This window comes from Parasynechococcus sp. (assembly GCF_042954325.1).
GTDB lineage: Bacteria > Cyanobacteriota > Cyanobacteriia > PCC-6307 > Cyanobiaceae > Parasynechococcus.
In genome coordinates this window covers 41,211-63,498 of the sequence record NZ_JBGKDS010000017.1, presented here as the reverse complement: position 1 = coordinate 63,498, position 22,288 = coordinate 41,211, and the positions used below count along the sequence as shown (strand labels likewise).

Annotated in this window: 25 protein-coding genes and 1 tRNA gene; 14 read left to right on the top strand and 12 right to left on the bottom strand. The window is 60.2% G+C overall.

Going from position 1 to position 22,288, the window contains the following annotated elements:
- Positions 1 to 9 precede the first annotated feature (9 nt).
- The gene (gene pstA / locus ACGVKB_RS02795) at positions 10 to 909 is read right to left on the bottom strand and encodes a phosphate ABC transporter permease PstA (RefSeq protein WP_392349752.1); all 900 of its coding nucleotides are present in this window, start codon (positions 907 to 909) and stop codon (positions 10 to 12) included.
- Between the two features lie 11 nt (positions 910 to 920).
- Complete coding sequence (locus ACGVKB_RS02790; protein ID WP_392349751.1) at positions 921 to 2,006, bottom strand: PstC family ABC transporter permease; 1,086 nt, start codon at positions 2,004 to 2,006, stop codon at positions 921 to 923.
- Between the two features lie 133 nt (positions 2,007 to 2,139).
- On the opposite strand from ACGVKB_RS02790, the gene dnaK reads away from it, so the two are divergent.
- Genes dnaK through murQ form a run of 4 tightly spaced genes read left to right on the top strand, consistent with a single transcriptional unit; the run spans position 2,140 to position 6,456 of the window.
- On the top strand, positions 2,140 to 4,134 hold the full coding sequence (gene dnaK / locus ACGVKB_RS02785) for a molecular chaperone DnaK (RefSeq protein ID WP_392349750.1): 1,995 nt from the start codon (positions 2,140 to 2,142) through the stop codon (positions 4,132 to 4,134).
- Complete coding sequence (locus tag ACGVKB_RS02780; RefSeq protein ID WP_392349748.1) at positions 4,118 to 5,044, top strand: DnaJ domain-containing protein; 927 nt, start codon at positions 4,118 to 4,120, stop codon at positions 5,042 to 5,044. The genes dnaK and ACGVKB_RS02780 overlap by 17 nt, the downstream gene beginning before the upstream one ends.
- 42 nt (positions 5,045 to 5,086) lie before the next feature.
- On the top strand, positions 5,087 to 5,500 hold the full coding sequence (locus tag ACGVKB_RS02775; RefSeq protein ID WP_392349747.1) for a DUF3110 domain-containing protein: 414 nt from the start codon (positions 5,087 to 5,089) through the stop codon (positions 5,498 to 5,500).
- Positions 5,501 to 5,505: 5 nt separating this feature from the next.
- A complete protein-coding gene (gene murQ, locus ACGVKB_RS02770) occupies positions 5,506 to 6,456 on the top strand; it encodes an N-acetylmuramic acid 6-phosphate etherase (RefSeq protein ID WP_392349746.1) in 951 nt (316 codons plus the stop codon).
- On the opposite strand, the gene mtnP is transcribed toward murQ, so the two are convergent.
- Positions 6,438 to 7,346 carry an S-methyl-5'-thioadenosine phosphorylase gene (gene mtnP / locus ACGVKB_RS02765; RefSeq protein WP_392349745.1) on the bottom strand — a complete coding sequence of 303 codons (909 nt, stop codon included), beginning with the start codon at positions 7,344 to 7,346 and terminating at the stop codon, positions 6,438 to 6,440. The genes murQ and mtnP overlap by 19 nt on opposite strands.
- Positions 7,347 to 7,395: 49 nt before the next feature.
- Here mtnP and ACGVKB_RS02760 point away from each other — a divergent pair, with 49 nt between their 5' ends.
- On the top strand, positions 7,396 to 7,839 hold the full coding sequence (locus ACGVKB_RS02760) for a peptidylprolyl isomerase (protein WP_392349744.1): 444 nt from the start codon (positions 7,396 to 7,398) through the stop codon (positions 7,837 to 7,839).
- Positions 7,840 to 7,846: 7 nt separating this feature from the next.
- Here ACGVKB_RS02760 and ribBA read toward each other — a convergent pair whose 3' ends face one another.
- Positions 7,847 to 9,493: a bifunctional 3,4-dihydroxy-2-butanone-4-phosphate synthase/GTP cyclohydrolase II gene (ribBA, locus tag ACGVKB_RS02755; RefSeq protein WP_392349743.1), complete on the bottom strand. Its 1,647-nt coding sequence runs from the start codon at positions 9,491 to 9,493 to the stop codon at positions 7,847 to 7,849.
- Between the two features lie 65 nt (positions 9,494 to 9,558).
- On the opposite strand from ribBA, the gene argC reads away from it, so the two are divergent.
- Complete coding sequence (gene argC / locus ACGVKB_RS02750) at positions 9,559 to 10,641, top strand: N-acetyl-gamma-glutamyl-phosphate reductase (RefSeq protein ID WP_392349742.1); 1,083 nt, start codon at positions 9,559 to 9,561, stop codon at positions 10,639 to 10,641.
- Here the strand turns inward: argC and purN are convergent.
- A complete protein-coding gene (gene purN / locus ACGVKB_RS02745; RefSeq protein ID WP_392349741.1) occupies positions 10,632 to 11,306 on the bottom strand; it encodes a phosphoribosylglycinamide formyltransferase in 675 nt (224 codons plus the stop codon). The two genes, argC and purN, sit on opposite strands and share 10 nt — an antisense overlap.
- Before the next feature lie 7 nt (positions 11,307 to 11,313).
- On the opposite strand from purN, the gene ACGVKB_RS02740 reads away from it, so the two are divergent.
- The 3 genes from ACGVKB_RS02740 to ACGVKB_RS02730 are packed head-to-tail and all read left to right on the top strand — an operon-like array spanning position 11,314 to position 14,280.
- Positions 11,314 to 11,664, top strand: a complete 351-nt coding sequence (locus ACGVKB_RS02740; protein ID WP_392349740.1) for a DUF1257 domain-containing protein — start codon at positions 11,314 to 11,316, stop codon at positions 11,662 to 11,664.
- A gap of 1 nt (position 11,665) precedes the next feature.
- Positions 11,666 to 13,363, top strand: a complete 1,698-nt coding sequence (locus tag ACGVKB_RS02735) for a M61 family metallopeptidase (RefSeq protein ID WP_392349739.1) — start codon at positions 11,666 to 11,668, stop codon at positions 13,361 to 13,363.
- A complete protein-coding gene (locus tag ACGVKB_RS02730; RefSeq protein WP_392349738.1) occupies positions 13,345 to 14,280 on the top strand; it encodes an N-acetylmuramoyl-L-alanine amidase in 936 nt (311 codons plus the stop codon). Before ACGVKB_RS02735 ends, ACGVKB_RS02730 begins: the two co-directional genes overlap by 19 nt.
- 4 nt (positions 14,281 to 14,284) lie before the next feature.
- On the opposite strand, the gene ACGVKB_RS02725 is transcribed toward ACGVKB_RS02730, so the two are convergent.
- The gene (locus ACGVKB_RS02725) at positions 14,285 to 14,542 is read right to left on the bottom strand and encodes a hypothetical protein (protein WP_392349737.1); all 258 of its coding nucleotides are present in this window, start codon (positions 14,540 to 14,542) and stop codon (positions 14,285 to 14,287) included.
- 225 nt (positions 14,543 to 14,767) lie between these two features.
- Between ACGVKB_RS02725 and ACGVKB_RS02720 the strand changes: the two genes are divergently transcribed.
- The 3 genes from ACGVKB_RS02720 (at position 14,768) to ACGVKB_RS02710 (ending at position 16,200) form a co-directional block, all read left to right on the top strand.
- Positions 14,768 to 14,980 carry a hypothetical protein gene (locus ACGVKB_RS02720; RefSeq protein ID WP_392349736.1) on the top strand — a complete coding sequence of 71 codons (213 nt, stop codon included), beginning with the start codon at positions 14,768 to 14,770 and terminating at the stop codon, positions 14,978 to 14,980.
- A 180-nt stretch (positions 14,981 to 15,160) separates the two neighbouring features.
- Entirely contained in the window at positions 15,161 to 15,457 is a 297-nt protein-coding gene (locus ACGVKB_RS02715; protein WP_392349735.1) for a hypothetical protein, read from the top strand.
- A gap of 314 nt (positions 15,458 to 15,771) precedes the next feature.
- A complete protein-coding gene (locus tag ACGVKB_RS02710) occupies positions 15,772 to 16,200 on the top strand; it encodes a hypothetical protein (RefSeq protein ID WP_392349734.1) in 429 nt (142 codons plus the stop codon).
- A gap of 82 nt (positions 16,201 to 16,282) precedes the next feature.
- Here ACGVKB_RS02710 and ACGVKB_RS02705 read toward each other — a convergent pair.
- From ACGVKB_RS02705 to ACGVKB_RS02680, 6 genes are all read right to left on the bottom strand, one after another.
- Positions 16,283 to 16,356: transfer RNA gene (locus tag ACGVKB_RS02705), tRNA-Pro, on the bottom strand.
- A 14-nt stretch (positions 16,357 to 16,370) separates the two neighbouring features.
- The gene (locus ACGVKB_RS02700) at positions 16,371 to 16,718 is read right to left on the bottom strand and encodes a hypothetical protein (RefSeq protein ID WP_392349733.1); all 348 of its coding nucleotides are present in this window, start codon (positions 16,716 to 16,718) and stop codon (positions 16,371 to 16,373) included.
- 74 nt (positions 16,719 to 16,792) lie between these two features.
- Entirely contained in the window at positions 16,793 to 16,957 is a 165-nt protein-coding gene (locus tag ACGVKB_RS02695; protein WP_392349732.1) for a hypothetical protein, read from the bottom strand.
- A complete protein-coding gene (gene msrA, locus ACGVKB_RS02690; protein WP_392349731.1) occupies positions 16,957 to 17,664 on the bottom strand; it encodes a peptide-methionine (S)-S-oxide reductase MsrA in 708 nt (235 codons plus the stop codon). The genes ACGVKB_RS02695 and msrA overlap by 1 nt, the downstream gene beginning before the upstream one ends.
- A 24-nt stretch (positions 17,665 to 17,688) precedes the next feature.
- Positions 17,689 to 17,955, bottom strand: a complete 267-nt coding sequence (locus tag ACGVKB_RS02685) for a hypothetical protein (protein WP_392349730.1) — start codon at positions 17,953 to 17,955, stop codon at positions 17,689 to 17,691.
- 67 nt (positions 17,956 to 18,022) lie between these two features.
- Positions 18,023 to 19,783 carry an ABC transporter ATP-binding protein gene (locus ACGVKB_RS02680; RefSeq protein WP_392349729.1) on the bottom strand — a complete coding sequence of 587 codons (1,761 nt, stop codon included), beginning with the start codon at positions 19,781 to 19,783 and terminating at the stop codon, positions 18,023 to 18,025.
- A 235-nt stretch (positions 19,784 to 20,018) separates the two neighbouring features.
- On the opposite strand from ACGVKB_RS02680, the gene trpD reads away from it, so the two are divergent.
- Together trpD and carA are read left to right on the top strand one after the other, a co-directional pair.
- The gene (gene trpD / locus ACGVKB_RS02675) at positions 20,019 to 21,065 is read left to right on the top strand and encodes an anthranilate phosphoribosyltransferase (protein ID WP_392349728.1); all 1,047 of its coding nucleotides are present in this window, start codon (positions 20,019 to 20,021) and stop codon (positions 21,063 to 21,065) included.
- Positions 21,066 to 21,094: 29 nt separating this feature from the next.
- A complete protein-coding gene (gene carA / locus ACGVKB_RS02670) occupies positions 21,095 to 22,240 on the top strand; it encodes a glutamine-hydrolyzing carbamoyl-phosphate synthase small subunit (RefSeq protein WP_392349727.1) in 1,146 nt (381 codons plus the stop codon).
- The last annotated feature ends 48 nt before the right edge of the window (positions 22,241 to 22,288 follow it).

Here is a 22,288-nt window from a genome sequence, read left to right as displayed (position 1 = left end):
CAGGTCAGGTCATCTTGCGGCGAGGCGCGCTAGCCAGCGCGATAGGAGGTTCAAGCCAAGAATCAACACAACCAGGACAAACGATGCGGCCCATGCAAGCTCGTTGTGTGGGTTGGATGGCATCAACGAGAAGTTGTAAATCAGGACCGACATACTTGCGATCGGGCTGAAAATGCCATCCCATTCGAAATAGGTGAATAACGCTGTAAATAACAGTGGTGCCGTTTCTCCAGCTGCTCTGGCTACAGCCAAAACAATCCCTGTTGCAATTGGCGTCAGCGCTGCCGGCAGGGTGACCCGCGTCACAGTGACAAACCGGGAGGCACCAACACCCATCGATGCTCGCCGGAGATCATCCGGAACGAGCTTCAATCCTTCGTCGGTTGTTTTGATCACCGTCGGCACCATCAGGATGGACAGTGCCATGCCTCCGGCCATGGCACTGAAATTGCTGCCAAACAGGACTTTGGTGTACACCACGGTGCTGTAGATGAAAACACCGGCAATAATTGAAGGGACACCGGACAGCACATTGGTTCCGAAGCGGATGAACTTTGAGAAGGCGCCGCTTCTCGAATATTCAGCCAGATAGATCCCACCCCCCACTCCAACGGGGACCGCGATGCCCATGGCGATCAGGGTTACGACGAAGGTTCCGAAGATCGCATTGCGGATGCCCCCTCCATCGGACGGAGGGGGCTCCGGGAGCAGTGAAAAGAGTGTGACGCTGAGGTTCTCAAACCCTTTGATCACCACATACCCCAGAACCAGAAGCAGGGGGGCAACGCAAATCAAAGCGAACAGACTTGCCAGGATGGTCAGCATCCTGTTGGCGATATTGCGTGGCGACTGAGGTCTGTAATTCAGTCCCCTTCTAGCTGTGATCAGTTTCGGAGTCGTTGTTGTCATGATGGCTCCGATCAGTATTTGAGGCTGAGCCGCTTGACCAACCACTGGGCAATGATGTTGACCATCAACGTCAGCAGTATCAGTACAAATGCTGCGTACATCAGTGATGACACCTGCGATCCATCGGCCTCTCCAAATTGATTGGCCAACATGGCGGCAATCGTGTTGCCGGGGGCGAGAAGAGACAGGCTGAAGTTGTTTGAGTTGCCAATGATCATCGTGACGGCCATGGTCTCGCCCATGGCACGACCGAGCGCCAACATCACGCCGCCCACAATTCCAGAGATGGCAGCTGGCAGGATCACATTGATAATGGCTCCCCAGCGGGTTGTTCCGATCCCATAGGCCGCTTGTCTGAGTTTTTCAGGCACTTGATTCAACGAATCACGTGCAATGGCTGTGATGATTGGCAAAATCATCACAATCAGAATGAGGACCGCCGGAATCATTCCGCGTCCTTTGGGGATGGTGCCAAAAATGGTTAACCAGTGCAGATTGATGCTCTGGCCAAACAGATTGAGGTCCAGGCAACCGAGGTTCGGAGCTACCACGTCAAAGCCCGGAAGCTGCAGCGTCCACGATCCGAGATGGATCAGCCCATCCCAGGCGATCGGAACCGGCGCACACTCCTTGCTGTACAGCAGTTCCAGCGCGGGGCGAATGAAGGGTTCCATCACGAGAATCGCCCACAGCCCAAGCACCACCGATGGGATGGCAGCGAGGAGCTCCACCATCAAGCCGATGGTGTTTCGAATCCGCAGTGGAATGATGTTTTCGGTGATGAAAATCGCTGTGCCGACGCCCAGGGGAACGGCGACGAGCAGGGCCAGGAATGACGTGAGCAACGTGCCGTAGATCGCGGCACCTGCGCCGTATTCATCGTCGACCGGGTTCCAGTTGGATGTGGTCAGAAACGACAGCCCGTAACGACCCATCGATTCCAACGCTCCCCAAAACACCACCAGGAGAATGGACAGCAACACAACAGCCACCACTGAGGCGAGGGTGATGGCCAGCTGTTGAAAGCCTTGATCCACCAGCCGTTCCGATGGCGGACGTCGTCGGAGAAGATATGGATCGTCCGATCGAGGGGACATTCTCCCTGTGGAGAGGCGTCTTAACCGTAGAGACCCGTCGATTCACATCCTTAAGAGGAGTTTATCCACGGGTGATGTGAGCTACCGAGGGGATGGATCTCCTCGGTAGCTTGGGTTTGCAAAGCATGCGGTTATGAGCCGGATCGTCGGGATCGACCTGGGGACCACCAATTCCGTTGTTGCTGTGCTCGAGGCCGGCCGGCCCCATGTCATCGCCAACACAGAAGGCGGACGGACGACCCCTTCGGTGGTGGGGTACACCAAGGATCAGGAGTTGGTGGTTGGCCAACTCGCCCGGCGCCAGCTGGTTCTGAGTCCACGGAATACGTTTTCCAACCTCAAACGCTTCGTGGGTCGCGATTGGGACGAACTCGAGGACAGCAGCCTCGCGGTTCCCTACACCGTGCGTGCCAATGACCAGGGCCAAATTCGCATCCCCTGCCCGATCACCGAGCGGGAATATGCCCCGGAAGAGTTGGTGGCCAGCATCATCCGCAAGTTGGTTGACGATGCATCCACGTACCTCGGAGAACCGGTTGAAGCAGCGGTGATCACCGTTCCGGCTTACTTCAATGATGCCCAGCGCCAGGCCACACGCGATGCCGGTCGTCTGGCCGGCATCTCCGTCGAACGCATTCTCAACGAACCCACCGCGGCGGCCCTGGCCTATGGCTTTGATCGCAGTGCCGTCCGCCGGGTGCTGGTGTTCGACCTCGGTGGTGGAACCTTTGATGTATCGCTGCTGCGCATCGCCAACGGTGTGTTTGATGTCAAAGCCACCAACGGCGACACGCAACTGGGAGGCAATGACTTTGACCAACGCATCGTTGATTGGCTGGCCACGGCATTCGAGCAGGAGCACAGCGTTGACCTGCGTCGCGATCGACAGGCACTGCAGCGGCTGACCGAAGCCGCTGAAAAGGCCAAACAAGAGCTTTCAGGGGTGTTGAGCACACCGATTTCCCTTCCTTTCATCGCAACGGGGGAGGACGGACCCCTGCACATCGAAACCACCCTCGATCGCGCCACGTTTGAAGGTCTCTGTCCAGATCTGCTTGATCGGTTGTTATCTCCGGTTCAGGCAGCACTGCGCGATTCCGGACTCGCACCGGATGACATTGACGATGTGGTGCTCGTGGGAGGGGCAACCCGGATGCCGATGGTCCAGCAACTCGTGCGAACGCTGGTTCCGATTGATCCTTGCCAGTCGGTCAACCCCGATGAAGTTGTGGCGGTGGGGGCTGCGGTGCAGGCCGGAATCCTGACGGGAGAGCTGCGCGATCTTCTGCTCAATGACGTCACGCCCCTGTCGCTCGGTCTGGAGACCGTCGGTGGACTGATGAAGGTGTTGATTCCCCGCAATACCCCGATTCCGGTGCGTCAGTCCGATGTCTTCAGCACGTCGGAAGCCAACCAGTCCTCGGTTGAGATTCACGTCTGGCAAGGGGAGCGCCAGATGGCGTCAGACAACAAGTCCCTCGGCCGCTTTCGGCTGTCCGGCATTCCTCCGGCACCCCGGGGTGTTCCTCAGGTCCAGGTTGCCTTCGATATCGATGCCAATGGCTTGCTTCAAGTCAGTGCCACGGATCGCACGACCGGTCGGAAACAGTCGGTGTCGATTCAGGGAGGCTCCAATCTCAATGAACAGGAGGTTCAGGCCCTGATCGCTGAAGCGGAAGCACGATCCGACGAGGATCGACGTCGCCGGGCCGTGATCGAACGTCGTAACCGAGCTCAGACCCTCGTGGCGCAGGCTGAACGGCGGTTGCGCGATGCCGCGCTGGAACTCGGCCCCTATGGCGCAGAACGTCAGCAACGGGCCGTCGAGATGGCCCTGCGTGATGTGCAGGATTGTTTGGCCCAGGATGATCTGCAGGAGCTCGACCTCATGGTCAGCGGCCTGGAGGAAGCCATGTTCGGTTTGAACCGGCGCCTGGCCGCAGAACGGCAGGGCGACGGCAGCCCGTTTCAGGGCATCCGCAGCACGATTGGCTCGCTCAAAGATGAACTCTTCGCCGATGACGATTGGGACGATGATCCCTGGGGAACGCCACCGCGGCCCCGTGCCGGCAGCCGTGGCATGAGCCGTCGCGATTCGGATCCCTGGGACGATGACTTCTATCGCTGATCCCGATTACTGGTCGTTGCTCGGCCTGGATCCGGACTGCGATTCGGATCAGCTGAAGCGTGCCTTCCGGAGGGAGGCGCGTCGTTGGCATCCCGACCTCAATGGCAATGACCCCGTTGCGGAGGAACGCTTCAAACTGGTCAATGAGGCCTATGCCGTCCTCAGTGACCCGCGTCGTCGGGCCGATTGGGAGAGGGGGCAACGGAGCACGACCAGCCTGGATCCCTTTGCAGAGGGATTTCCCGACTTCGAGCAGTACCTCGATGTTGTCCTGGGCGTCGTATCGCCGCGTCCACGCGAGCCCCAGGACATCCCCCGTGGTTCAGATCCGGTTGACCAGCCTGCTGCCGAGCGGTCCGCTGCTGATCGGCCGGTGGCCGCACCGCCGCCACCGCCGCCGGTGCGGGCCGTCGAGGACCTCGAGTCCGAAGTGGTGCTCACCCCTGATCAGGCCCTCGAGGGGACCACGGTGGAGGTTTCGCTCCCCGATGGTCTGGTGATTGAACTTGAGACCCCACCGCTGGCCGGTGATGGCTGGCGGTTGCGTCTCGAGGGTGTCGCTCCGGGTGGCCGTGACCACTTCCTGCATCTGCGGGTTGTCACCGATGACGGTCTGCGCATCGATGGCCTGCGGGTCCATTACCGGCTGGAATTGTTTCCACCCGATGCTGCCCTGGGCTGTGCGGTGGAGGTTCCGACACTGGATGGCCCCGTCACCCTGCAGGTGCCTCCGGGCTCCTCCACCGGACGCCTCCTGCGTCTGCGAGGTCGGGGGTTGGAGTTCGAGGGACGTCTGGGCGATCAGTTGGTGGAGATCGTCGTTGTGATTCCCGCCGATCTCGGTGATGCGGAACGTGCCCTTTACCGACGACTCCAGGAACTGGCTCTGGAGGACGGCGCGGTGATCTGAACCGCACAACAGTGAGAGACTCCACGTCTCTGTCGGTGGTGAATGCAGGTCCACGTTCTTCTCTTTGATGCCGGCAGCGATGCCGAGGGCATTCACTCGTTGGAGATGTCAGGCAAAACAGTGGTCCTGCTGTTTGAGAATCCCGACGATGCTGAGCGTTACGCGGGATTGCTGGAAGCCCAGGACTTTCCGGTGCCGACCGTTGAAGCGCTGGATCGTGAGGAGATCGAGGCGTTTTGCCAGCAATCCGGGTACGAAGCCCGGTTCATCCAGGCCGGTTTTGTCCCTGAAAGTGATGAGGAACGACTGTTTATGGCACCGCCGGAGTCCAACCGTGATGTGACCACGTGGAAGGAGGACGGTGACGTGGCCCCGGTTCAGGACGCGGTTCAGGACACCGCGTCTGATTCCGCTGAGCTGGATGCGTTGCGTCGACGCCTCGAGGGTCTGCTCTGAACGCCATGGCTGGATTTGATCCTGATCGACAACCCTCGGCTGATCGCGGCCATTTGCTGACGGAGCAGTCCAACCCCCGCAGTCGGGATTTAGATCAGCTGCCGACGGCGGATTTGGTGGCGTTGTTCGTCAGTGAGGATCTGCGTCCTCAACAGGCCGTTGCCGGTGCGTCAGCGCAACTCACGGAAGCCGTGACGGCGATTACGGCACGGCTGCGCGACGGGGGAAGGCTGTTTTACCTCGGAGCTGGAACGTCCGGTCGTTTGGGGGTCTTGGATGCTGCGGAATGTCCACCGACGTTCTGCAGTGATCCAGAGATGGTGCAGGGTCTGCTCGCGGGCGGGGCCCCCGCCCTGCTGCGCAGTTCCGAAGGCCTGGAAGATCTGGACGAAGCTGGCCGAGCTGACCTCGAAGCCAAAGGCTTTGGCTCTGCCGACTGTCTGATCGGCATTGCGGCTGGTGGCACAACGCCCTACGTCAGAGGGGCGTTGCACCATGCCCGCAGCATCGGAGCCCTCGCCATCGCGATGGCCTGTGTCCCGACGGATCAAGCGCCGTTGCCCTGTGACATTGACATCCGCCTGTTGACGGGTCCCGAACTCCTCACAGGCTCGACCCGCCTCAAGGCTGGAACCGCCACCAAGATGGCGCTCAACATCATTTCAACCTCCGTGATGGTCGGCCTGGGGAAGGTGTACGGCAATCGGATGGTGGATGTCTCCGCCAGCAACAGCAAGCTGGTAGATCGATCCCTGCGGATTCTTCGTGATCTGGCTGGTTTGGATCGTGACCGTGCTCTGGTGGTTCTCGAGCAGAGCGGCGGCTCCGTCAAACTGGCGTTGCTGATGGCGTCGGCGAATCTGAATCGAGCGGACGCCGAGTCCTGCCTCGAGCAGCATCAACATCAGTTACGGGCCGCTCTGGAGAGCTGCGGTTGTCAGCTGGCGTCTCCCTGAGACCAGGCCCCCCAGTACGGGCTCGTCAGCAGGTCCAGGCGTTGACGGGTCTCCGCAGGCACGGCGTCTTTTGGTGTGATCAGTGCCGAGGCCAAGGCACTGTGGGCCGCTGATTCCGGACGTTCCGTCTTCAGACGGCCCATCAGTCCATGGAGGATGGGTTCAGTGGCAGCGGCATTGGCCTGGAGATTTCCGATCACCATCTCCACGCTGACGGCGTCGTGGTCGGGGTGCCAGCAGTCGTAGTCGGTGACCATGCTCAGTGAGGCGTAGGCCAGTTCCGCTTCACGGGCCAGCCTGGCTTCGGTGTGATTGGTCATGCCGATCACGGAGCAGTTCCAGCTGCGGTACAGCTCGCTTTCCGCGCGTGTGGAAAAGGCCGGACCTTCCATGCAGAGGTAGGTCCCACCTCGATGCAGACGGTGACCGTCCGGGATCGCGGCGTCCGCGGATTCTGCGACAAGACGGCTCAATACCGGGCAAAACGGGTCGGCGAGACTCACATGGGCCACGCAGCCATCACCGAAAAAACTGTGCGGTCGCTCTTGGGTTCGATCGATGAATTGATCCGGTACCACCATGTCCCGCGGGCGCAGGTCTTCCCGCAGCGATCCCACGGCGGACACCGAGACCAACCACCGCACGCCAAGCTGCCGCATCGCCCAGATGTTGGCTCTGTAGGGCACCTCCTTGGGCAGGAGATGGTGGTGCTGGCCGTGGCGGGCCAAAAACACGGTGTCCATGCCATTGAGGGTTCCCACCCGCAGCAGGTCCGAGGGGCGGCCGAATGGGGTATCGAGTTGGTGTTCTGAGACGTTGTCCAGTCCTCGGATGGCATAAAGACCACTGCCTCCGATGACACCGACCCGTGCGCTCTGGAGTTCGCGCATGTCCTGTATCCGTTCCTCTGTACTTACACTCCAATTTTGCTCGCGTCCCATGACCAAGGCCTTGATGGACACCGAGGCAGGCCTGATTGAGCTCGAGCTGTTCGAGGCCGACGCGCCCAACACCGTGGCCAATTTCGTCAAGCTTGCCAAGGAAGGCTTCTACGACGGCCTCGCCTTTCACCGCGTCATCCCAGGGTTCATGGCCCAAGGCGGTTGTCCCAACAGCCGTGATGGTGCCCGTGGCATGGCGGGAACAGGTGGCCCCGGTTACCAGATCGATTGCGAGATCAACAGCCAAAAGCACCAATCCGGCACCCTGGCGATGGCCCATGCCGGTCGCAACACCGGTGGCTCGCAGTTCTACATCTGCCATGAAGCCCAGCCCCACCTCGATGGCGTTCACACCGTGTTTGGCCTCACCGGAAACATGGATGTTGTGCTGAAGCTGGCCAACGGTTCCCGGATCAACAAGGTCACCATTCAGGACAGCTGAACTCCCCCTAGGACCAATTCACAAGGGAGGGGCTTGCGCTGAGCAGCTCCCTCTCTTGGGTGGGGTCTTTGAGTTGAGCCAGGCTGCGCTCCTGTCGGTCGAGGGTCTGCGTTGGGTGCAGTGCCATCTGTTCAGAGGGTGTGCGCATCAAGCCGATCCTCTGGACCTCCTGCCACGCGGCGAGTTCCCTCAGCAGGGGTTCCAGATTGATCTCTGCCGGTGTCAGTTTCCAGACGAATTGGGGCCGTTCCCAAAGTGCAAGAACTCGGGGTGCATGGAGGGCCTCCAAGTGAATCCCATGGTGTTGAGCTGCGTTTTCGACCTGGCGCCTCCACTGGGGTAAGGCGTTGCTGGTCGCTTCGACGGACAGCGCCAGCACGCAACAGGGTGTGGCATCGCTGAAGAGGTGACCGAGCTTGTCTCGCTTGGCGGCCAGGTAGTCGGCGTTGTGATCCCCGGCGTTGATTTCCAGCGGGACGCGTTCCACCACCTGAAGCCCATATCCGCCCAGACCGGCAATCTTGCGCGGATTGTTGGTCAGCAGACGCAGGCGATGAATGCCCAGATCCGTCAGGATCTGGGCCCCGACGCCGTAGTTGCGGAGATCAGCGGGGAAGCCCAGCTTTTCATTGGCTTCCACGGTGTCCAGACCCCCATCCTGGAGGCTGTAAGCCTTGAGCTTGTTGATCAGGCCAATCCCCCGGCCCTCCTGGCGGAGATAGACCACCACCCCCTGGCCTTCCTGTTCGATGCGGCCCAGGGCCGCCTCCAGCTGCGGGCGACAGTCGCAGCGCAAGGAGCCAAACGCATCGCCGGTGAGGCATTCCGAGTGCATCCGCACCAGGACCGGCTCCTGCAGGGCCGAAGGGTCGCCCTTGACCAGGGCGACATGCTCGGAGCCGTCCAGGGCATTGCGATAACCGATCGCTTGGAACTGTCCGAACTGGCTCGGAAGTTCGGCGTGCGCCTGACGTTCGATGAAGCGTTCGTTCTCCAGCCGGTAGCGGATCAGATCCGCGATGCTGATCAACATCAAGCCCCATTGATCGGCATACCGCCTCAATTCGGGCAGGCGTGCCATCGATCCATCCGTGTTTTGGATCTCACAGATCACACCGGCCGGCGTCAGTCCCGCGAGTTGGGAGAGGTCAACGGCGGCTTCGGTATGACCCGCCCGTTTCAGCACCCCACCTTTCCGGGCTCTGAGGGGAAAAATGTGGCCGGGCCGTCGCAGTTCAGCGGGTCGTGTGGCCGGATTGAGCGCCACCTGGATCGTCCGGGCGCGATCTTCCGCGGAAATCCCTGTGCTGACACCGTGTTCCAGGCCGGCATCGATGCTGACGGTGAAGGCCGTTTCATTGGCATCGGTGTTGCGATCCACCATCAGCGGTAGATCCAGTTCATCCAGACGTTCTCCCTCCATCGCCAGGCAGATCAGCCCCCGTGCCTCGGTGGCCATGAAATTGATGGCCTCCGGCGTCGCGAACTGAGCGGCGCAGATCAGATCTCCTTCGTTTTCCCGCTGCTCGTCATCGACCACCACAACGCAGGCACCGTTGCGGATCGCTGCCAGGGCATCGGGGATGGAGTCGAAGCGGATGCGTTCGGCGGTGCTGGTTGTCAGGGGTCCAGACGCGAAGGTGTGTCTTGTCATTATCGATACCTAGTAATTTCAGCTGACGCCTGAGCAAGCTCATGCAAAGCAGCTCCTCGCCTTCCATGAGCCAATTGGTCACACCCACGGCCTCCCGGGTTGCCGTGATCGGTGCCTCTGGATATGGCGGGCTTCAGACCTTGCGTCTCCTGTTGGGCCACCCTGGTCTGACGGCGACCTTCCTGGGAGGGGAACGCAGCGCCGGCCAGCGTTGGAGTTCGATTTGTCCGTTTTTGCCCCTCCCCGATGACCCCTTGGTGGAGTCGGCGGATCCCGACCGCATCGCGGACGCGGCTGATTTCGCGGTGCTGAGCCTTCCCAATGGCGTGGCGGCCCGCCTCGCCCCTCAGTTGATTGAACGGGGGGTTCGTGTCGTCGACCTCTCTGCCGATTTCCGCTATCGCTCCCTCGAGCAATGGAGCAAGGTGTACGCACAGGAGGCCCAGGCCCTGAATCGCAGGGATGCCGAGCTTTGCCGGACCGCTGTCTACGGCTTGCCCGAGTGGCAGGGGCCTGCCATTGCAGAGGCCTCTCTGGTGGCCGCCCCCGGATGCTTCCCCACGGCCAGCCTGCTCCCTCTGCTGCCGTTTCTGAAGCAGGGACTCATCGAAACGGATGGGATCATCATTGACGCCAAAACCGGAACCTCCGGTGGTGGACGGGTGCCGAAGGAAGCGATGTTGCTCGCCGAAGCCTCCGAGTCGATTGCTCCCTATGGCGTGGTCGGTCACCGCCACACCTCGGAGATAGAGCAGATGGCGACGGAGGTTGCGGGACAGTCGGTGCAGCTGCAGTTCACACCGCATCTCGTGCCGATGGTGCGTGGTTTGCTCTCCACGGTCTATGCCCGCCTACGGGATCCAGGGTTGACCGCTGACGACTGCACCACGGTGCTCAACGCGGTTTACAGACACCACCCCTGCGTCTCCGTTCTGCCGGTCGGGACCTACCCAGCCACGAAGTGGGCACGTCACACCAACAGGGCCCAGCTCTCGGTCCAAGTCGACACGCGCACCGGTCAACTGGTGCTGATGAGCGCCATCGACAACCTGATCAAGGGTCAGGCCGGCCAGGGTGTTCAGTGCCTGAACCTGATGGCTGGGTTGAAACCGGAGACCGGTCTGCCCCTGCAGTCGTTTTACCCCTGAGTCCAGCGGGATGCCGCCAGCTGCACCGCGTGGGGAAGCAGGCGATGTTCCTGGCGGTGAATGCGTTCGGCCAGGCTGGCGTGGTCATCGGTGTCCAGCACTGGAACGGCTGCCTGGGCAAGGATCGGGCCTGCATCCAGTTCTTCGCTCACCAAGTGAACGGTGCAGCCGCTGATGCAGACCCCGGCCTTTAACGCTTGTCCGATGGCATCCAGCCCCCGGAAGCTCGGAAGCAGCGATGGGTGGATGTTGAGCAAACGATCGGCGAAGGCATGGATCAGCACGGGGGTCACAATGCGCATCCACCCCGCCATCACCACCGCATCCACGGATGCGGCCTGAAAGGTTCGGACCAGTTCCTGATCCAGCTCTTCTCGGATCGTCCAGCGTCTGTGGTCAACAACCTTGTGGGGAATTTGAAGCCGTTCGGCGCGTGCCACAGCGCCGCAGCCGGGGTTGTTCACAATCAGCAGAACGAGTTCGGCATGCAGCGTTCCGGCTTCGATCGCCGTCGCGAGGGCTTCGAAGTTGCTGCCATTGCCCGAGGCCATGACACCGAGGCGCAGCGGCGGTTGCGACGGAGCTGATGAGTCGTTCTGCAGCGGGGGCTGCAGCAAGGCTTGGTCAGCGGCTTGATGATCGCTAGGGTCTGAAAAAGCGGGCATCGGGTTTATGTCCCATCTCTCCATCCTGCCGACCGTCTTCACCCGCCTGGACCTGCTTGAAGCAGCCCTGCTGGATGAAGGCTTCCAGGTCAGCCGTCAGTCGGAGCTAACGGTGTTCGACGGCGCTCCGTGCCCTGTTGATCTTTTGGCCGAACGTCCCGAGCACCGCCCCTTGGGCTGGAGATCCTCTGGATCCGGTTCGATCTCCATGGTTGGTGATCTCCAACGCATCAGCCTGCAACCGGGCCTCGCCTCCCGCTTGCAAAAGGTGACCCGGCGTTATGCGCTTTTGAACGCGATGGAGCAAGTGACGTCGAGCGACTTCCAGACCGCTCAGGTCACCGTTGATCAGATCTGACTTGTCTGAGTTCGTTCAAGTTCAACTCGATCTGCGCCAATCGCAGTCCCAGAGCATCGGAGTCCGTTTGCAGTGGCAACCGACCTCGCGTCGGCAGCTGCTGCAATTGCCGGTTTGGACGCCTGGCTCTTACACCGTGAGAGATCACGTCCAGCACCTCCACAGCCTGCGTTTATCCGCTGGATTGACCGAGGTTCCGACCCGCCGACTTGACCCGTCGCGCTGGGTGGCTGATCTGGATCAGCTTGAGCCTCTCACCCTCGAGTACACCGTTTCAGCAAGAGATCTCACGGTGCGCACGTGTTATCTCGATCCGGATCTGGCCTCGCTCTGTCTGGCGGGGCTGGTGATGGAACTCGATGGTTGCCGTTGGCTCACCCATGAGCTCAGTGTTTTGGCGCCAGAGCACTGGCAGGTCCATGTGCCTTTGCCCCAGGTGGGCAGGGTGTGGTCCGCGCCTGATCTCGATGGCCTGATCGACAGCCCGGTGCACGCCGGTCCGTTTCCTGCACAACCCTTCACGGTTCAGGGCCAGCACCATGAGCTGCTGCTGATCGATGCCCCGCCCAATGGATGGCCAGAGACCTTGCTGGCCGATGTGGAGGCGGTTTGCACGGCCACCTGCCGCTTGATGGGCACTGACCCTCCGGCCGGTGATCGCTATCAACTGGTGATTCAGCTGCTCGAACGCGGTTACGGCGGACTGGAACATGACCACAGCAGTGTCCTGCACTACAGCCGCACCGAGGTCCAGACGGCGGATGGTTATCGCAAGCTTCTGCAGCTGATTGGCCATGAATACCTGCACCAATGGAACGTGCGCCGGTTACGGCCGTTGGAGTACAGGCCGTACGACTACAGCCGTGCGGTGGTCAGTGAAGGCCTTTGGTTTGCTGAGGGCATCACGAGCTACTACGACCTTGCTTTTCCATTGCTTGCGGGCCGCAGTGACCGGCGCACGCTGCTCAAGGATCTCGGCGATGACCTGTCCAGGGTTCTGCTGACACCGGGCCGGCAGATTCAGTCGCTGGCGGCCAGTGCCCGTGAGGCCTGGGTAAAGCTCTACAAGGCCACCCCAGCCTCCCGTGATGAACAGGTCAGTTATTACGGCCTGGGAGCGGCAACCGCCTTTTGTCTGGATGTGCGGCTTCGCGCTTCAGGGTCGTCGCTGGCGAATGTGTTGCGTGCGCTCTGGTTCAGCCATGGTGTGAGTGGTCGTGGGTACACCCGCAGCGACATCCTGGGGTTGATCGGTCAGGACAATCCCGATTTGGCCGTGTCGCTGGCTGATTGGCTGGATCATCCCGACGCCCTGCCACTGCAGCAGACCGCTGCGATGGTGGGATTGGAGCTGGTGGCAGTGCCCACGAAGGACCCCGACCATGGACTGACCCTGAAGCTGGACCAGAGTTGCATCGTGATTTCCCGTGTTGCGGCGACGAGTCCGGCCCAGGCCGCACAGCTCGTGGCGGGAGATGAGTTGATCGCCATTGAGGGCTTGCGGGTGCGCCGCATCGAGGACGTGGCTCGGCTGCTCAGTGATCGTGCGACGTCGCGGATCACCTACGCCCGACGGGGCCGCCTGGCAGAAGCGTCACTTTCCCCGGTGTCTGGGGTGGACCATTGGCAACTCAGTTGGGACCCTGGAGCGTCAGTGCAGCAACGTGAGCTCCGCGATCGATGGTTCGAGTTCCTCTGAATCGAACTCTCCAATCCGCCTGGCAGCGTTGTCGCCGTCATCCATGGGCGACGGTTGGAATCATGGCCACCGCGGCCGTTGGTACATCAGCCGTCATCGTCTTGTCAGGGAGCAGTGGCAGCCCGCTGCAGGCCGATGGTCGAACCTCTCTTCTGGAGCTGCTGGAGCAGGTCAGCCGGGAGCGGGGGCAGACGCAGGACGTGGCCCCCATCGGCTCATCCCCTCAACCACCGTTCGCCCGCAGTTGGTCGTCGCCCCTGTCGCGCCAGTGTTCTGGCATTGACCCTGCCGTGCGTCGACGTCTGGAATCACTTCTCCATCGCGAAGCCTCATGGAGAGCAACGGTCGCCATTGACCCGACCAATTTCGGTGTGCGCCATGCTGAAGATGCCTTTGGGCAGCCCTTGGACACCACCCCACGGGTTGTTGTTCTCCATGAGACCGTCTATTCGTTGAATTCGGCGGTCAACACGTTCTTGACCCCGCACCCTCGGGATGAGGACCAGGTGAGCTATCACACCTTGATCGGCCTCAACGGTGAGGTGCTTGATCTGGTCCCACCGACAAAGCGGGCCTTTGGGGCGGGCTATTCCGCATTCCTAGGCGAATGGGCCATTACGAACAAGCGCTTTGAAGGATCCGTGAATAATTTCGCGCTCCATCTCAGTCTCGAGACCCCTTGGTCTGGAGCCAACAGCAACAGCTCCCACAGCGGGTACACGCGACAGCAGTACGACGCCATGGCCCTGGTGTTGTCGGACTGGATCAAGACGTTCAATCTGCCTCCGGCGGCGATCACCACCCACCGCCATGTGGACATCGGTGGAGAGCGCAGTGACCCGAGAAGTTTCAACTGGTCGGCGCTTCAGTCGCGACTGGCGGCCCTGGGTGACCTCTGTGTGGCCGAAGCGCCGTAATGGGTTAGCTCAGGTTGATCCCCTCGGGAAAACTGGGCAAGTCCAGTTGCGGTTCACGTCCCTCAAGAACAGCAGTGAGCGAGCTGACCATGACCTTGTTTCCGGCCTTCTGAGCCGCCGCAAGAGCCATCTCCAGCCGTTGCTGCCGGGTTTTTGTACCGTCAAATGTGGCGTCGCTGTTCGTGGTCACCACCGTCGTCATCCGTGTGGATGAGCGCACACTCTCCAACTGACTGGACAGGTTTTCCCAGAGAAGGGCCATGGTTCCCGATCTGCAGCGGCTTCCGTTCATAAGCCGTCGCTGATCGCTGTTTGCCTGGATGAGAGACAACGTCACATGGGACGGCAGGGTCTGTTGACTGATCCAGGTGGATGTGGCCTGTGCCACCGTGAAGCTGCAGGATTGCCCCGGCTTGATCTAATCCGTTGTTGACCACCTGTGGAAACCTTGGAACAGCTTGCCGCCGTCATTGTCACTGTCGGATTGGTGGCAGGAAACTTTCTGTTGTTCACACCCTGGCGTAATGGGGTTGATCCCCGTGAGCGCAACCGACGCAGTTCCACTCCAGGACTGTTGTTGTCTCAGCTGTCAGCGGTTGTTGCTCCGGAGCGTCAGCATCCAGACCCAGATGGCAAAGAGTGTCCCCACTGGAAGAATGATCACCAGAAGTTGCTGGATGATCAACTTCTGAACCTCTGAATCCATGGCCTCAGCGGGGAGCGGTTCTGTCGCAGATCATCTTGCTTGGATTGGTTTGCAGTTGTGGAATGGTTAAGTACCTAGTTACAGACAACGTTGCCACGGGTAGGACATGGAAACAGAAGCTTGATCGTTTGAGCAAGCTGAGCTGATTACTTGTTGTCCTTCGCCGGTGGAATGATGGCCACAACGCAGCGCTTCTTTCAGGACCACCCTCTTTTGATGTCGACCACTGCGGCGGAAGAGTGTCGGGTAAGGAATGATCGTCAGTCTTACTTTTCCATTGTTCGTGATCTTGTTCTGGCGCAATTTGTTCTTGGTGATCAGGAGTTGACCGCCCGTATTTGGAGAGATGTTGGGGATCGTAATCTTGATGTTGGCCGTATCGTTAATCTTCTTTATCGTTGTTCTGTTCATGACGACGATGAGCTGATGCGGCAGCTTGATGATGAGTTTCTATCTTTGGATTTGTATTGAGATTGTCCGCGTCATGGGGTTGTGTCTGAGTATCTAATTCATTGTGAGCACTGTGGCTTTCAGGGGAAGGGGAACTCCAAGTGGGTTCCTCTCAGTCAGATCCCGGAGAGGAACCGCCATTGCCCTCAATGTGGTCAAGAGGTGGAGCTTGAGGCCTGGTGCACGCTGCCGACGGACGTCTCCTTGCCCGATCGCTAGTTGAGTGGGGATGGCCGCCGCTGGATGGGCCGGCTGGTGAATCCAGCGGTGCGTGTTGCAGTTGCCGCCCGTTGGGTCGACAGGCATGGAACTTGCGATGAGTGTGGAGTGGTTCCTTGGCGGTCCCTGTCGTCGCGGCTCCCCTCACCATGCAGTTGTTGCCCATCAATGTCCGCTGTTGGCGCTACCGGGGGGACAGTGCCTTGGAGGACATGGTCCTCGGAATGGACGAGTGTGCCGTGCGTGATCAGGGCAATCAGCTGTCCTCTGAGGAGTTTGATGAATGCCTGGCGCTGGTGTTCTGTCAGATCCAGGACAACTATTTCGCCCACTTAGGTCAGATCGTGGGCCATTACAAAGGCCATGCGGCTGAAGTTTGGGATCGCAGTCGAGGCGCTGGTCCGGGGCCTGGTGCGACCTATGAGATGAAGTCGCTGACCCGAATTCATCGCGTGCCAACGGACCTTGTGGGCGACCCAGGAGATGGTGCGATTCAACCGCAGAAATGCATCGCCGTTGTGCACTATCTCCTGGATATGGGCTGACAGAGCGATCGGGGTTGCAGGCCAAAAAAAAGCGCCCCATGGCTGGGACGCTTTGAATCTGGGGTGACAAGGATGGAAAGGATCGGAGCGGCGGGATTTGAACCCACGACCCCCACTACCCCAAAGTGGTGCGCTACCAAGCTGCGCTACGCCCCGTCAGATTCAAGTTATCACAGTGCATTCCAGCGATGGCGCAAGCGTCGCCGCATCCGTCGCAGCAGCCGTCGGGTCAGCTTGTCCCTCGAGTCGGAGGCGTAGCCGATCAAGCGCATTCGGGAGGCCAGGATCCGCAATTCAGCCAGTGAAAGGGCTGCGAGTTGTAATTCCGGGATCGCTTTCCATGCCGGACCACTCATCGGTAGTGGGTTCCTGACGACCCGTCCACCGAGGTTGAGGGTTCCGTCGGCGATCCATTCCGGGATCAGCACCACCAAAACGGCGATCAGGCCGTAAACCTCCACAAGGCCTTTGGGGAGCGGGTGCAGTTGCCGTGGCTCACCTTGATCGCGGGAGTCCATCAAAGTTGTGGGGCTCCGCGCGACGCGTCAGCGACAGATTGCCATCTTGGCCGGACCGGCAAGCCCACCAGTGGTCAGATCTGCAAAGTTGGTGCGGGTGCGGCCGGTGAATCGCGCCAGAGCAAGGGAGCTCTGTTCTGCTCGACAGAATGCCGTAGGCCGAAGATCAACCCGAAGACGATCAACAGCGTTAACAGAATGGCCAGAAGCACTTGACGATCGCTCAGTTGGTCTGGCATCAGCTCAAGGCGATGGGCGCATTGTCTCCTCGTAGGACACAGTGATTGATGCTCCAGTCGTAGTGATTCCAAACCTGTTCCGGAAGTTTGTAGGAACTGCCAGGGAAGTCACCCAAACGGACTTGGGTTGGCATCGCTGAGCAGTAGGGACGACTGCCCGGTTTGGCCAGATATTGCTGGTGATAACCCTCGGCGAAGTGGAAGGTTTGGTCCGCTTTGATTTCCGTGGTGATCGGCCCGAAACCGGCCTCCGCCAGCTTCGTTTGATAAGTCGCTTGGCTGGCCAGAGCCAGCTCCATCTGCCGACGGGTGCTGGTGTAAATCGCCGATCGATACTGGCTGCCACGGTCATTGCCCTGGCGATCACCCTGGGTGGGGTCGTGGCATTCCCAGAACAGCTTGAGCAGGTCGCTGAAATCAAGTGCCGGAGCACTCCACACCACCCTCACCACTTCTGTATGGCCGGTGCGGCCTGAGCAGACCTGGTTGTAACTGGGCTGATCCACCTGGCCTCCGGCATAACCGACGGCGGTGGTGACGACACCAGGCAGACGCCAGAACCCCTTTTCTGCGCCCCAAAAGCAGCCGCAGGCAAAGATGGCTTCTTCTTGATCATCAAGCAGCGGCAGACGAAGCGGAGTGCCGAGGACGGCATGACGTTCTTCTGATTGGTTGTTCTGCTGGGGGGACAACCAGTTCGCGAACATGCAGGTTTAGACGTTCAATTAATCCTAGGAAGCTCCTGCATCCGGTGATCCCGTCGGTTCCAACTGAATGTGATTCAGCAGTGTGGTGACAAAGGCGAATAACAGGAAGGGGAGACTGAGCACAAGGATCAAGCCCACACCAACGAGGGCAAACAGGGGTCTGGAGGAGCCCATCAAGGCCAACCCCGAGGCCAGACTCACAAAAATGACGGCCATCCAAGCCAGAACCTGCCCGTAGATATCGCCAAACGTGAGCGTGCATCGCACTGAAAAGGGAGTGCCGCTGGTCATGACATCACCTCGATCGTTCTTAGCTAAGCCGTGATTGCCGGCTTTGGACCAAACACAAGAGAACTCTTCAGGAAGCGATCGCGTTGAGTTGGTCGGCGGCTTGTTCGCGCTCCCAAAGCCGTCGATAGACGCCAGGTTGTTGGATCAGATCACGATGGTGTCCCTGCTGGACCAACCGTCCTTGATCCATCACCAGGATTCTGTCGCAGGCGGCTGCCGCTGAGAGTTGATGGCTGATCATCACGATGGTGCGCCCATCCTGAGCACGGATCGAGTCGAGGATGGCTGCGGCCGTGTTGTTGTCGACACTGGCCAGGGCGTCATCCAGCACCAGGACTGGCGCCGTGACCAGTAGGGCTCGACCAAGGGCTGTGCGCTGGCGCTGGCCGCCGCTCAGGGTGATGCCGCGTTCACCCACCAGAGTCTCGAAACCATCGGGAAAGCCTTTGATGTCATCCATCAATCGTGCTTGCTCTGCGGCTTGTTCCACGCGGTTGAGATCGGCATCCGGTTCGCCGTAGCGCAGGTTGTCGGCCAGGCTGTTGGTGAACAGAAATCCCTCCTGAGGAACCATCGCGATGTCTTCGCGCAGTTCACTAAGTGGAAGATGATTGATGTCAATTCCGTCGAGGAAAAGCTGGTTTTCCTCAACGGGAATCATGCGACCGAAGGTCCGGGCCAGTGTTGTTTTTCCGCAGCCCACCGCACCGACAACGGCGACTAATTCTCCTGCTTCGATGGTGAAACTGAGGCTCTGCAGCGTGTCCCGATCAGCACCCTCGTAGCGAACACTGAGACCTCGGGCTTCAATCCGTCCTCGTTTGATGGCCCCACTTCTCCTCGGCGCAGTGGCCTTGGCATCGGTGATGACCGGTTGCCGTTGCAGCAATTGCTCCACGCGTTCGAGGCTCACCTGTCCGGTTTGGAACGTGTTGAGCGTGAAGCCGAGCAGGGCGGTTGGAAAGACCAGCCGTTCGACATAAAGGATCAGGGCGACCAGGCCGCCGATGGTGAGATCCCCGGCTTCGAGCTTTCCGCTTCCTAAAGCAAGGAGAAGCAGCAGGGAGATCGATGAAATTCCCTCAAGTAAAGGAAAGAGAGTGCTGCGGGTTCGGGCCAGCTGAATGGCACTGTCTCGATAGCGGCGATTGCAGTCGCTGAACGCGGTCAGTTCGGCGGCCTCCTGGCCATAGATCTTGATCGCTCCGATCCCTGATAGGTCTTCCTGAATGAGTTCGCTCAGCCCAGACAGCGCTTCCTGTTGTTTGCGTTGCTGTCGCATCATTCGCCCGCCGAACAGGCGCACGGTCCCCAGCATCAGGGGGTACAAACCGATCGCCGCAAGGGTGAGCCCCGGGTCGATGGCCAACATCGCTGGAAGGGTCAGGGCATAGGCCAACAGCGTGTTGGTCAAGCTGAGAACAGCGAAGCCAAGCAACCGGCGAATGTTTTCAACATCGCTTGTGGCCCGGCTGATGACTTCACCGCTGCCGGTGGTCTGCACCCAGGCCGGCTCCTGGCGAAGCATGTGATCGAACAAACGCTGACGCAGTTCGACTTCGACTTGGCGTCCAACACCGAACACCAGCTGACGCGAAATCAGCCGGATGATGCCCATTGTCGTGGCCAAGAGCACGATCCAACCGGCCTGTCGAAGGATGCCGGCATAGGAAAAACCCTCCTGGAGCTCGTCGATCACACGACGGACTTCCATGGGGATGGAAACGCTGAGGATGTTGACCACCACCAGTGCCAGTGCCCCGATCAAAACCGTTTTGCGATGCGGCCTCAGATAGCGGCCGATCAGATCGAGGCGGAGGGTCGCCATGGAGTACTGAGAGGACGGTCAACTTAGGAAGTCGACGCGCGGGATCCGAGGGCCCATGTTCAAGGGGCTCGGAATCATGCCGCTCTGGAGAGTTTTGGCATCAGCCGGAGGGACGCCCGGCGTTGCGTCACCCTCGGGGCTGGTCTGGATCGCTTGATCCGAGGGATATTGGACAGGTCCCCATCACCCAGCCCGGCGTGCTTCGCACCCGGGTTTTTTTGTTTTCACACCCTCGATGACCTCTACATCTGTCTCGTGGTCGGCTCTGTTGGAGCGCGTCGTTCAGGGAGAACACCTGTCAACGGAGCAGGCGACTGCCTTGATGCAGGCTTGGCTGGCGGAAACGCTCACCCCTGTACAAACGGGCGCCTTCCTCGCCGCGTTGCGTGCCAAGGGGATGGTGGCCACTGAGCTGGCGGCCATGGCCATGGTGTTGCGTGAGGCCTGTCCGTTGCCATGCGCCCGTCCCGGTCTGTTCATGGTGGATACCTGTGGCACCGGTGGTGATGGTGCCGACACGTTCAACATTTCCACGGCTGTCGCGTTCACTGCCGCCGCCTGCGGTGTGTCCATTGCCAAACACGGCAATCGCAGTGCGAGCGGAAAGGTCGGTTCAGCCGATGTGCTCGAGGGTCTTGGTTTGGAGTTGAAGGCTCCCTTGACCACGGTGGTTGAGGCGATCGGCTCAGCTGGCGTCACTTTTTTGTTTGCTCCGGCCTGGCATCCCGCCCTGGTGAATCTGGCTCCGCTGCGGCGCAGTTTGGGGATACGCACCGTTTTCAACCTGTTGGGCCCCCTGGTGAATCCCCTTCGCCCGGATGCGCAAGTGCTGGGTGTCGCCCGCAACGATCTTCTCGATCCGATGGCAGGAGCACTTCTCCAGTTGGGTCTGAAGCGTGCGGTGGTCGTCCATGGCGCCGGTGGACTGGATGAAGGCTCCCTGGCTGGCGCGAATCATCTTCGTTTCATTGACCAAGGCTCTGTTCGTTCCGAAACGTTGTCCCCGGAGGATCTGGGGTTGACGTCTGCGCCTTTGGAGGCCCTCCGCGGTGGAGATCTCGCTGAGAACCAGGAGATTTTGCAGGCGGTGCTCTCCGGTGCTGGAACCAAGGCCCAACGGGATGCCGTGGCCCTCAATACCGCTCTGGTGCTCTGGTCGGCCGGTGTCGAAGACGATCTCCGCAAGGGTGTCCAATCGGCCCAGGCTGTCCTGAGCGCCGGTGAGCCCTGGCAGCGGTTGGAGACGTTAAAAACCAGCCTGTCCCATCGAAATGGAGAATGAGGGGCGGAGACCACCGCTCGTTTGGGTTGATGTCTGAGTCCTCTTCAGCACAGGCCTACTTAGTCCTGGCTGATGGAACCGTTTTGACGGGCCGTGCTTTCGGCCATCGCGGAGCTGTTGTTGGCGAGGTGGTGTTCAACACCGGGATGACTGGGTACCAGGAGGTGTTGACCGATCCGAGTTATGCCGGCCAGTTGGTCACGTTCACGTATCCGGAATTGGGAAACACCGGAGTCAACCCCGACGATCAAGAGGCTGACCAACCGCACGCCCGAGGGGTGATTGCCCGTCAACTGGCGCCTCGTCCCAGTAGTTGGCGCTGCCAGCAGAGACTTGAAGACTGGATGACGACCCACGGCGTGGTCGGCATCGCCGGCGTTGATACGCGTGCTCTTGTGCGCCACCTCCGGGAAGGTGGTGCCATCAATGGGGTGATTTGCAGTGATGGACGTCAGCCGGCGGAGCTGGTGACGCTGCTCCAGGAGGCTCCGTCCATGGAGGGGCTCAACCTCGCCAATACCGTCAGCACAAAGACGACCTACACCTGGACCGACCCCTGTCGTGTCGGTTTCGATCAGCGCACGCGCTCCTCAGGGCAAGGGACTCCCTTCCGTGTAGTTGCTGTCGACTTCGGCATTAAGCGCGCCATCCTCGACCGTCTTGTCGCCCATGGTTGTCACGTCACGGTGGTGCCTGCGGACAGTGATCTCAAGACGGTCCTGGAGCACCAGCCCGATGGCGTCTTTTTGTCGAATGGCCCTGGGGATCCGTCATCGGTGGGCGCCGGGATTCAGCTCGCCACTGAGCTGTTGAACACAACAGACCTCCCGATGTTTGGAATCTGTCTTGGCCATCAGATTCTCGGGCTGGCCATGGGTGGCCGCACCTACAAATTGAATTACGGCCATCGCGGGCTGAACCACCCTTGCGGTACCACTGGCCAGGTTGAGATCACCAGTCAGAACCACGGCTTTGCCCTCGATGCCGAGTCCTTGAATCCCGACTTGATCGAGATCACACACCTGAACCTCAACGACCGCACCGTGGCCGCCATGGCGCATCGCCATAAGCCTGTCTTCGGTGTTCAGTATCACCCTGAGGCCAGCCCAGGTCCCCACGATGCGGACCATCATTTCGGCCGATTCATGACGCTCATGTCAGATCGCCGGTCCTGAGGTGGTTGAGCTCTGTCGAGCTCCCTAAACTTCGGCCCAACACGTCGG

Coding starts and splice junctions, on each gene's coding strand:
- pstA (WP_392349752.1), bottom strand. CDS start 909: ATGACAACAACGACTCCGAAACTGATCACAGCTAGAAGGGGACTGAAT.
- ACGVKB_RS02790 (WP_392349751.1), bottom strand. CDS start 2,006: ATGTCCCCTCGATCGGACGATCCATATCTTCTCCGACGACGTCCGCCA.
- dnaK (WP_392349750.1), top strand. CDS start 2,140: ATGAGCCGGATCGTCGGGATCGACCTGGGGACCACCAATTCCGTTGTT.
- ACGVKB_RS02780 (WP_392349748.1), top strand. CDS start 4,118: ATGACTTCTATCGCTGATCCCGATTACTGGTCGTTGCTCGGCCTGGAT.
- ACGVKB_RS02775 (WP_392349747.1), top strand. CDS start 5,087: ATGCAGGTCCACGTTCTTCTCTTTGATGCCGGCAGCGATGCCGAGGGC.
- murQ (WP_392349746.1), top strand. CDS start 5,506: ATGGCTGGATTTGATCCTGATCGACAACCCTCGGCTGATCGCGGCCAT.
- mtnP (WP_392349745.1), bottom strand. CDS start 7,346: ATGCGCGAACTCCAGAGCGCACGGGTCGGTGTCATCGGAGGCAGTGGT.
- ACGVKB_RS02760 (WP_392349744.1), top strand. CDS start 7,396: ATGACCAAGGCCTTGATGGACACCGAGGCAGGCCTGATTGAGCTCGAG.
- ribBA (WP_392349743.1), bottom strand. CDS start 9,493: ATGACAAGACACACCTTCGCGTCTGGACCCCTGACAACCAGCACCGCC.
- argC (WP_392349742.1), top strand. CDS start 9,559: ATGAGCCAATTGGTCACACCCACGGCCTCCCGGGTTGCCGTGATCGGT.
- purN (WP_392349741.1), bottom strand. CDS start 11,306: ATGCCCGCTTTTTCAGACCCTAGCGATCATCAAGCCGCTGACCAAGCC.
- ACGVKB_RS02740 (WP_392349740.1), top strand. CDS start 11,314: ATGTCCCATCTCTCCATCCTGCCGACCGTCTTCACCCGCCTGGACCTG.
- ACGVKB_RS02730 (WP_392349738.1), top strand. CDS start 13,345: ATGGTTCGAGTTCCTCTGAATCGAACTCTCCAATCCGCCTGGCAGCGT.
- ACGVKB_RS02725 (WP_392349737.1), bottom strand. CDS start 14,542: ATGGCCCTTCTCTGGGAAAACCTGTCCAGTCAGTTGGAGAGTGTGCGC.
- ACGVKB_RS02715 (WP_392349735.1), top strand. CDS start 15,161: ATGGCCACAACGCAGCGCTTCTTTCAGGACCACCCTCTTTTGATGTCG.
- ACGVKB_RS02700 (WP_392349733.1), bottom strand. CDS start 16,718: ATGGACTCCCGCGATCAAGGTGAGCCACGGCAACTGCACCCGCTCCCC.
- ACGVKB_RS02695 (WP_392349732.1), bottom strand. CDS start 16,957: ATGCCAGACCAACTGAGCGATCGTCAAGTGCTTCTGGCCATTCTGTTA.
- msrA (WP_392349731.1), bottom strand. CDS start 17,664: ATGTTCGCGAACTGGTTGTCCCCCCAGCAGAACAACCAATCAGAAGAA.
- ACGVKB_RS02685 (WP_392349730.1), bottom strand. CDS start 17,955: ATGACCAGCGGCACTCCCTTTTCAGTGCGATGCACGCTCACGTTTGGC.
- ACGVKB_RS02680 (WP_392349729.1), bottom strand. CDS start 19,783: ATGGCGACCCTCCGCCTCGATCTGATCGGCCGCTATCTGAGGCCGCAT.
- trpD (WP_392349728.1), top strand. CDS start 20,019: ATGACCTCTACATCTGTCTCGTGGTCGGCTCTGTTGGAGCGCGTCGTT.
- carA (WP_392349727.1), top strand. CDS start 21,095: ATGTCTGAGTCCTCTTCAGCACAGGCCTACTTAGTCCTGGCTGATGGA.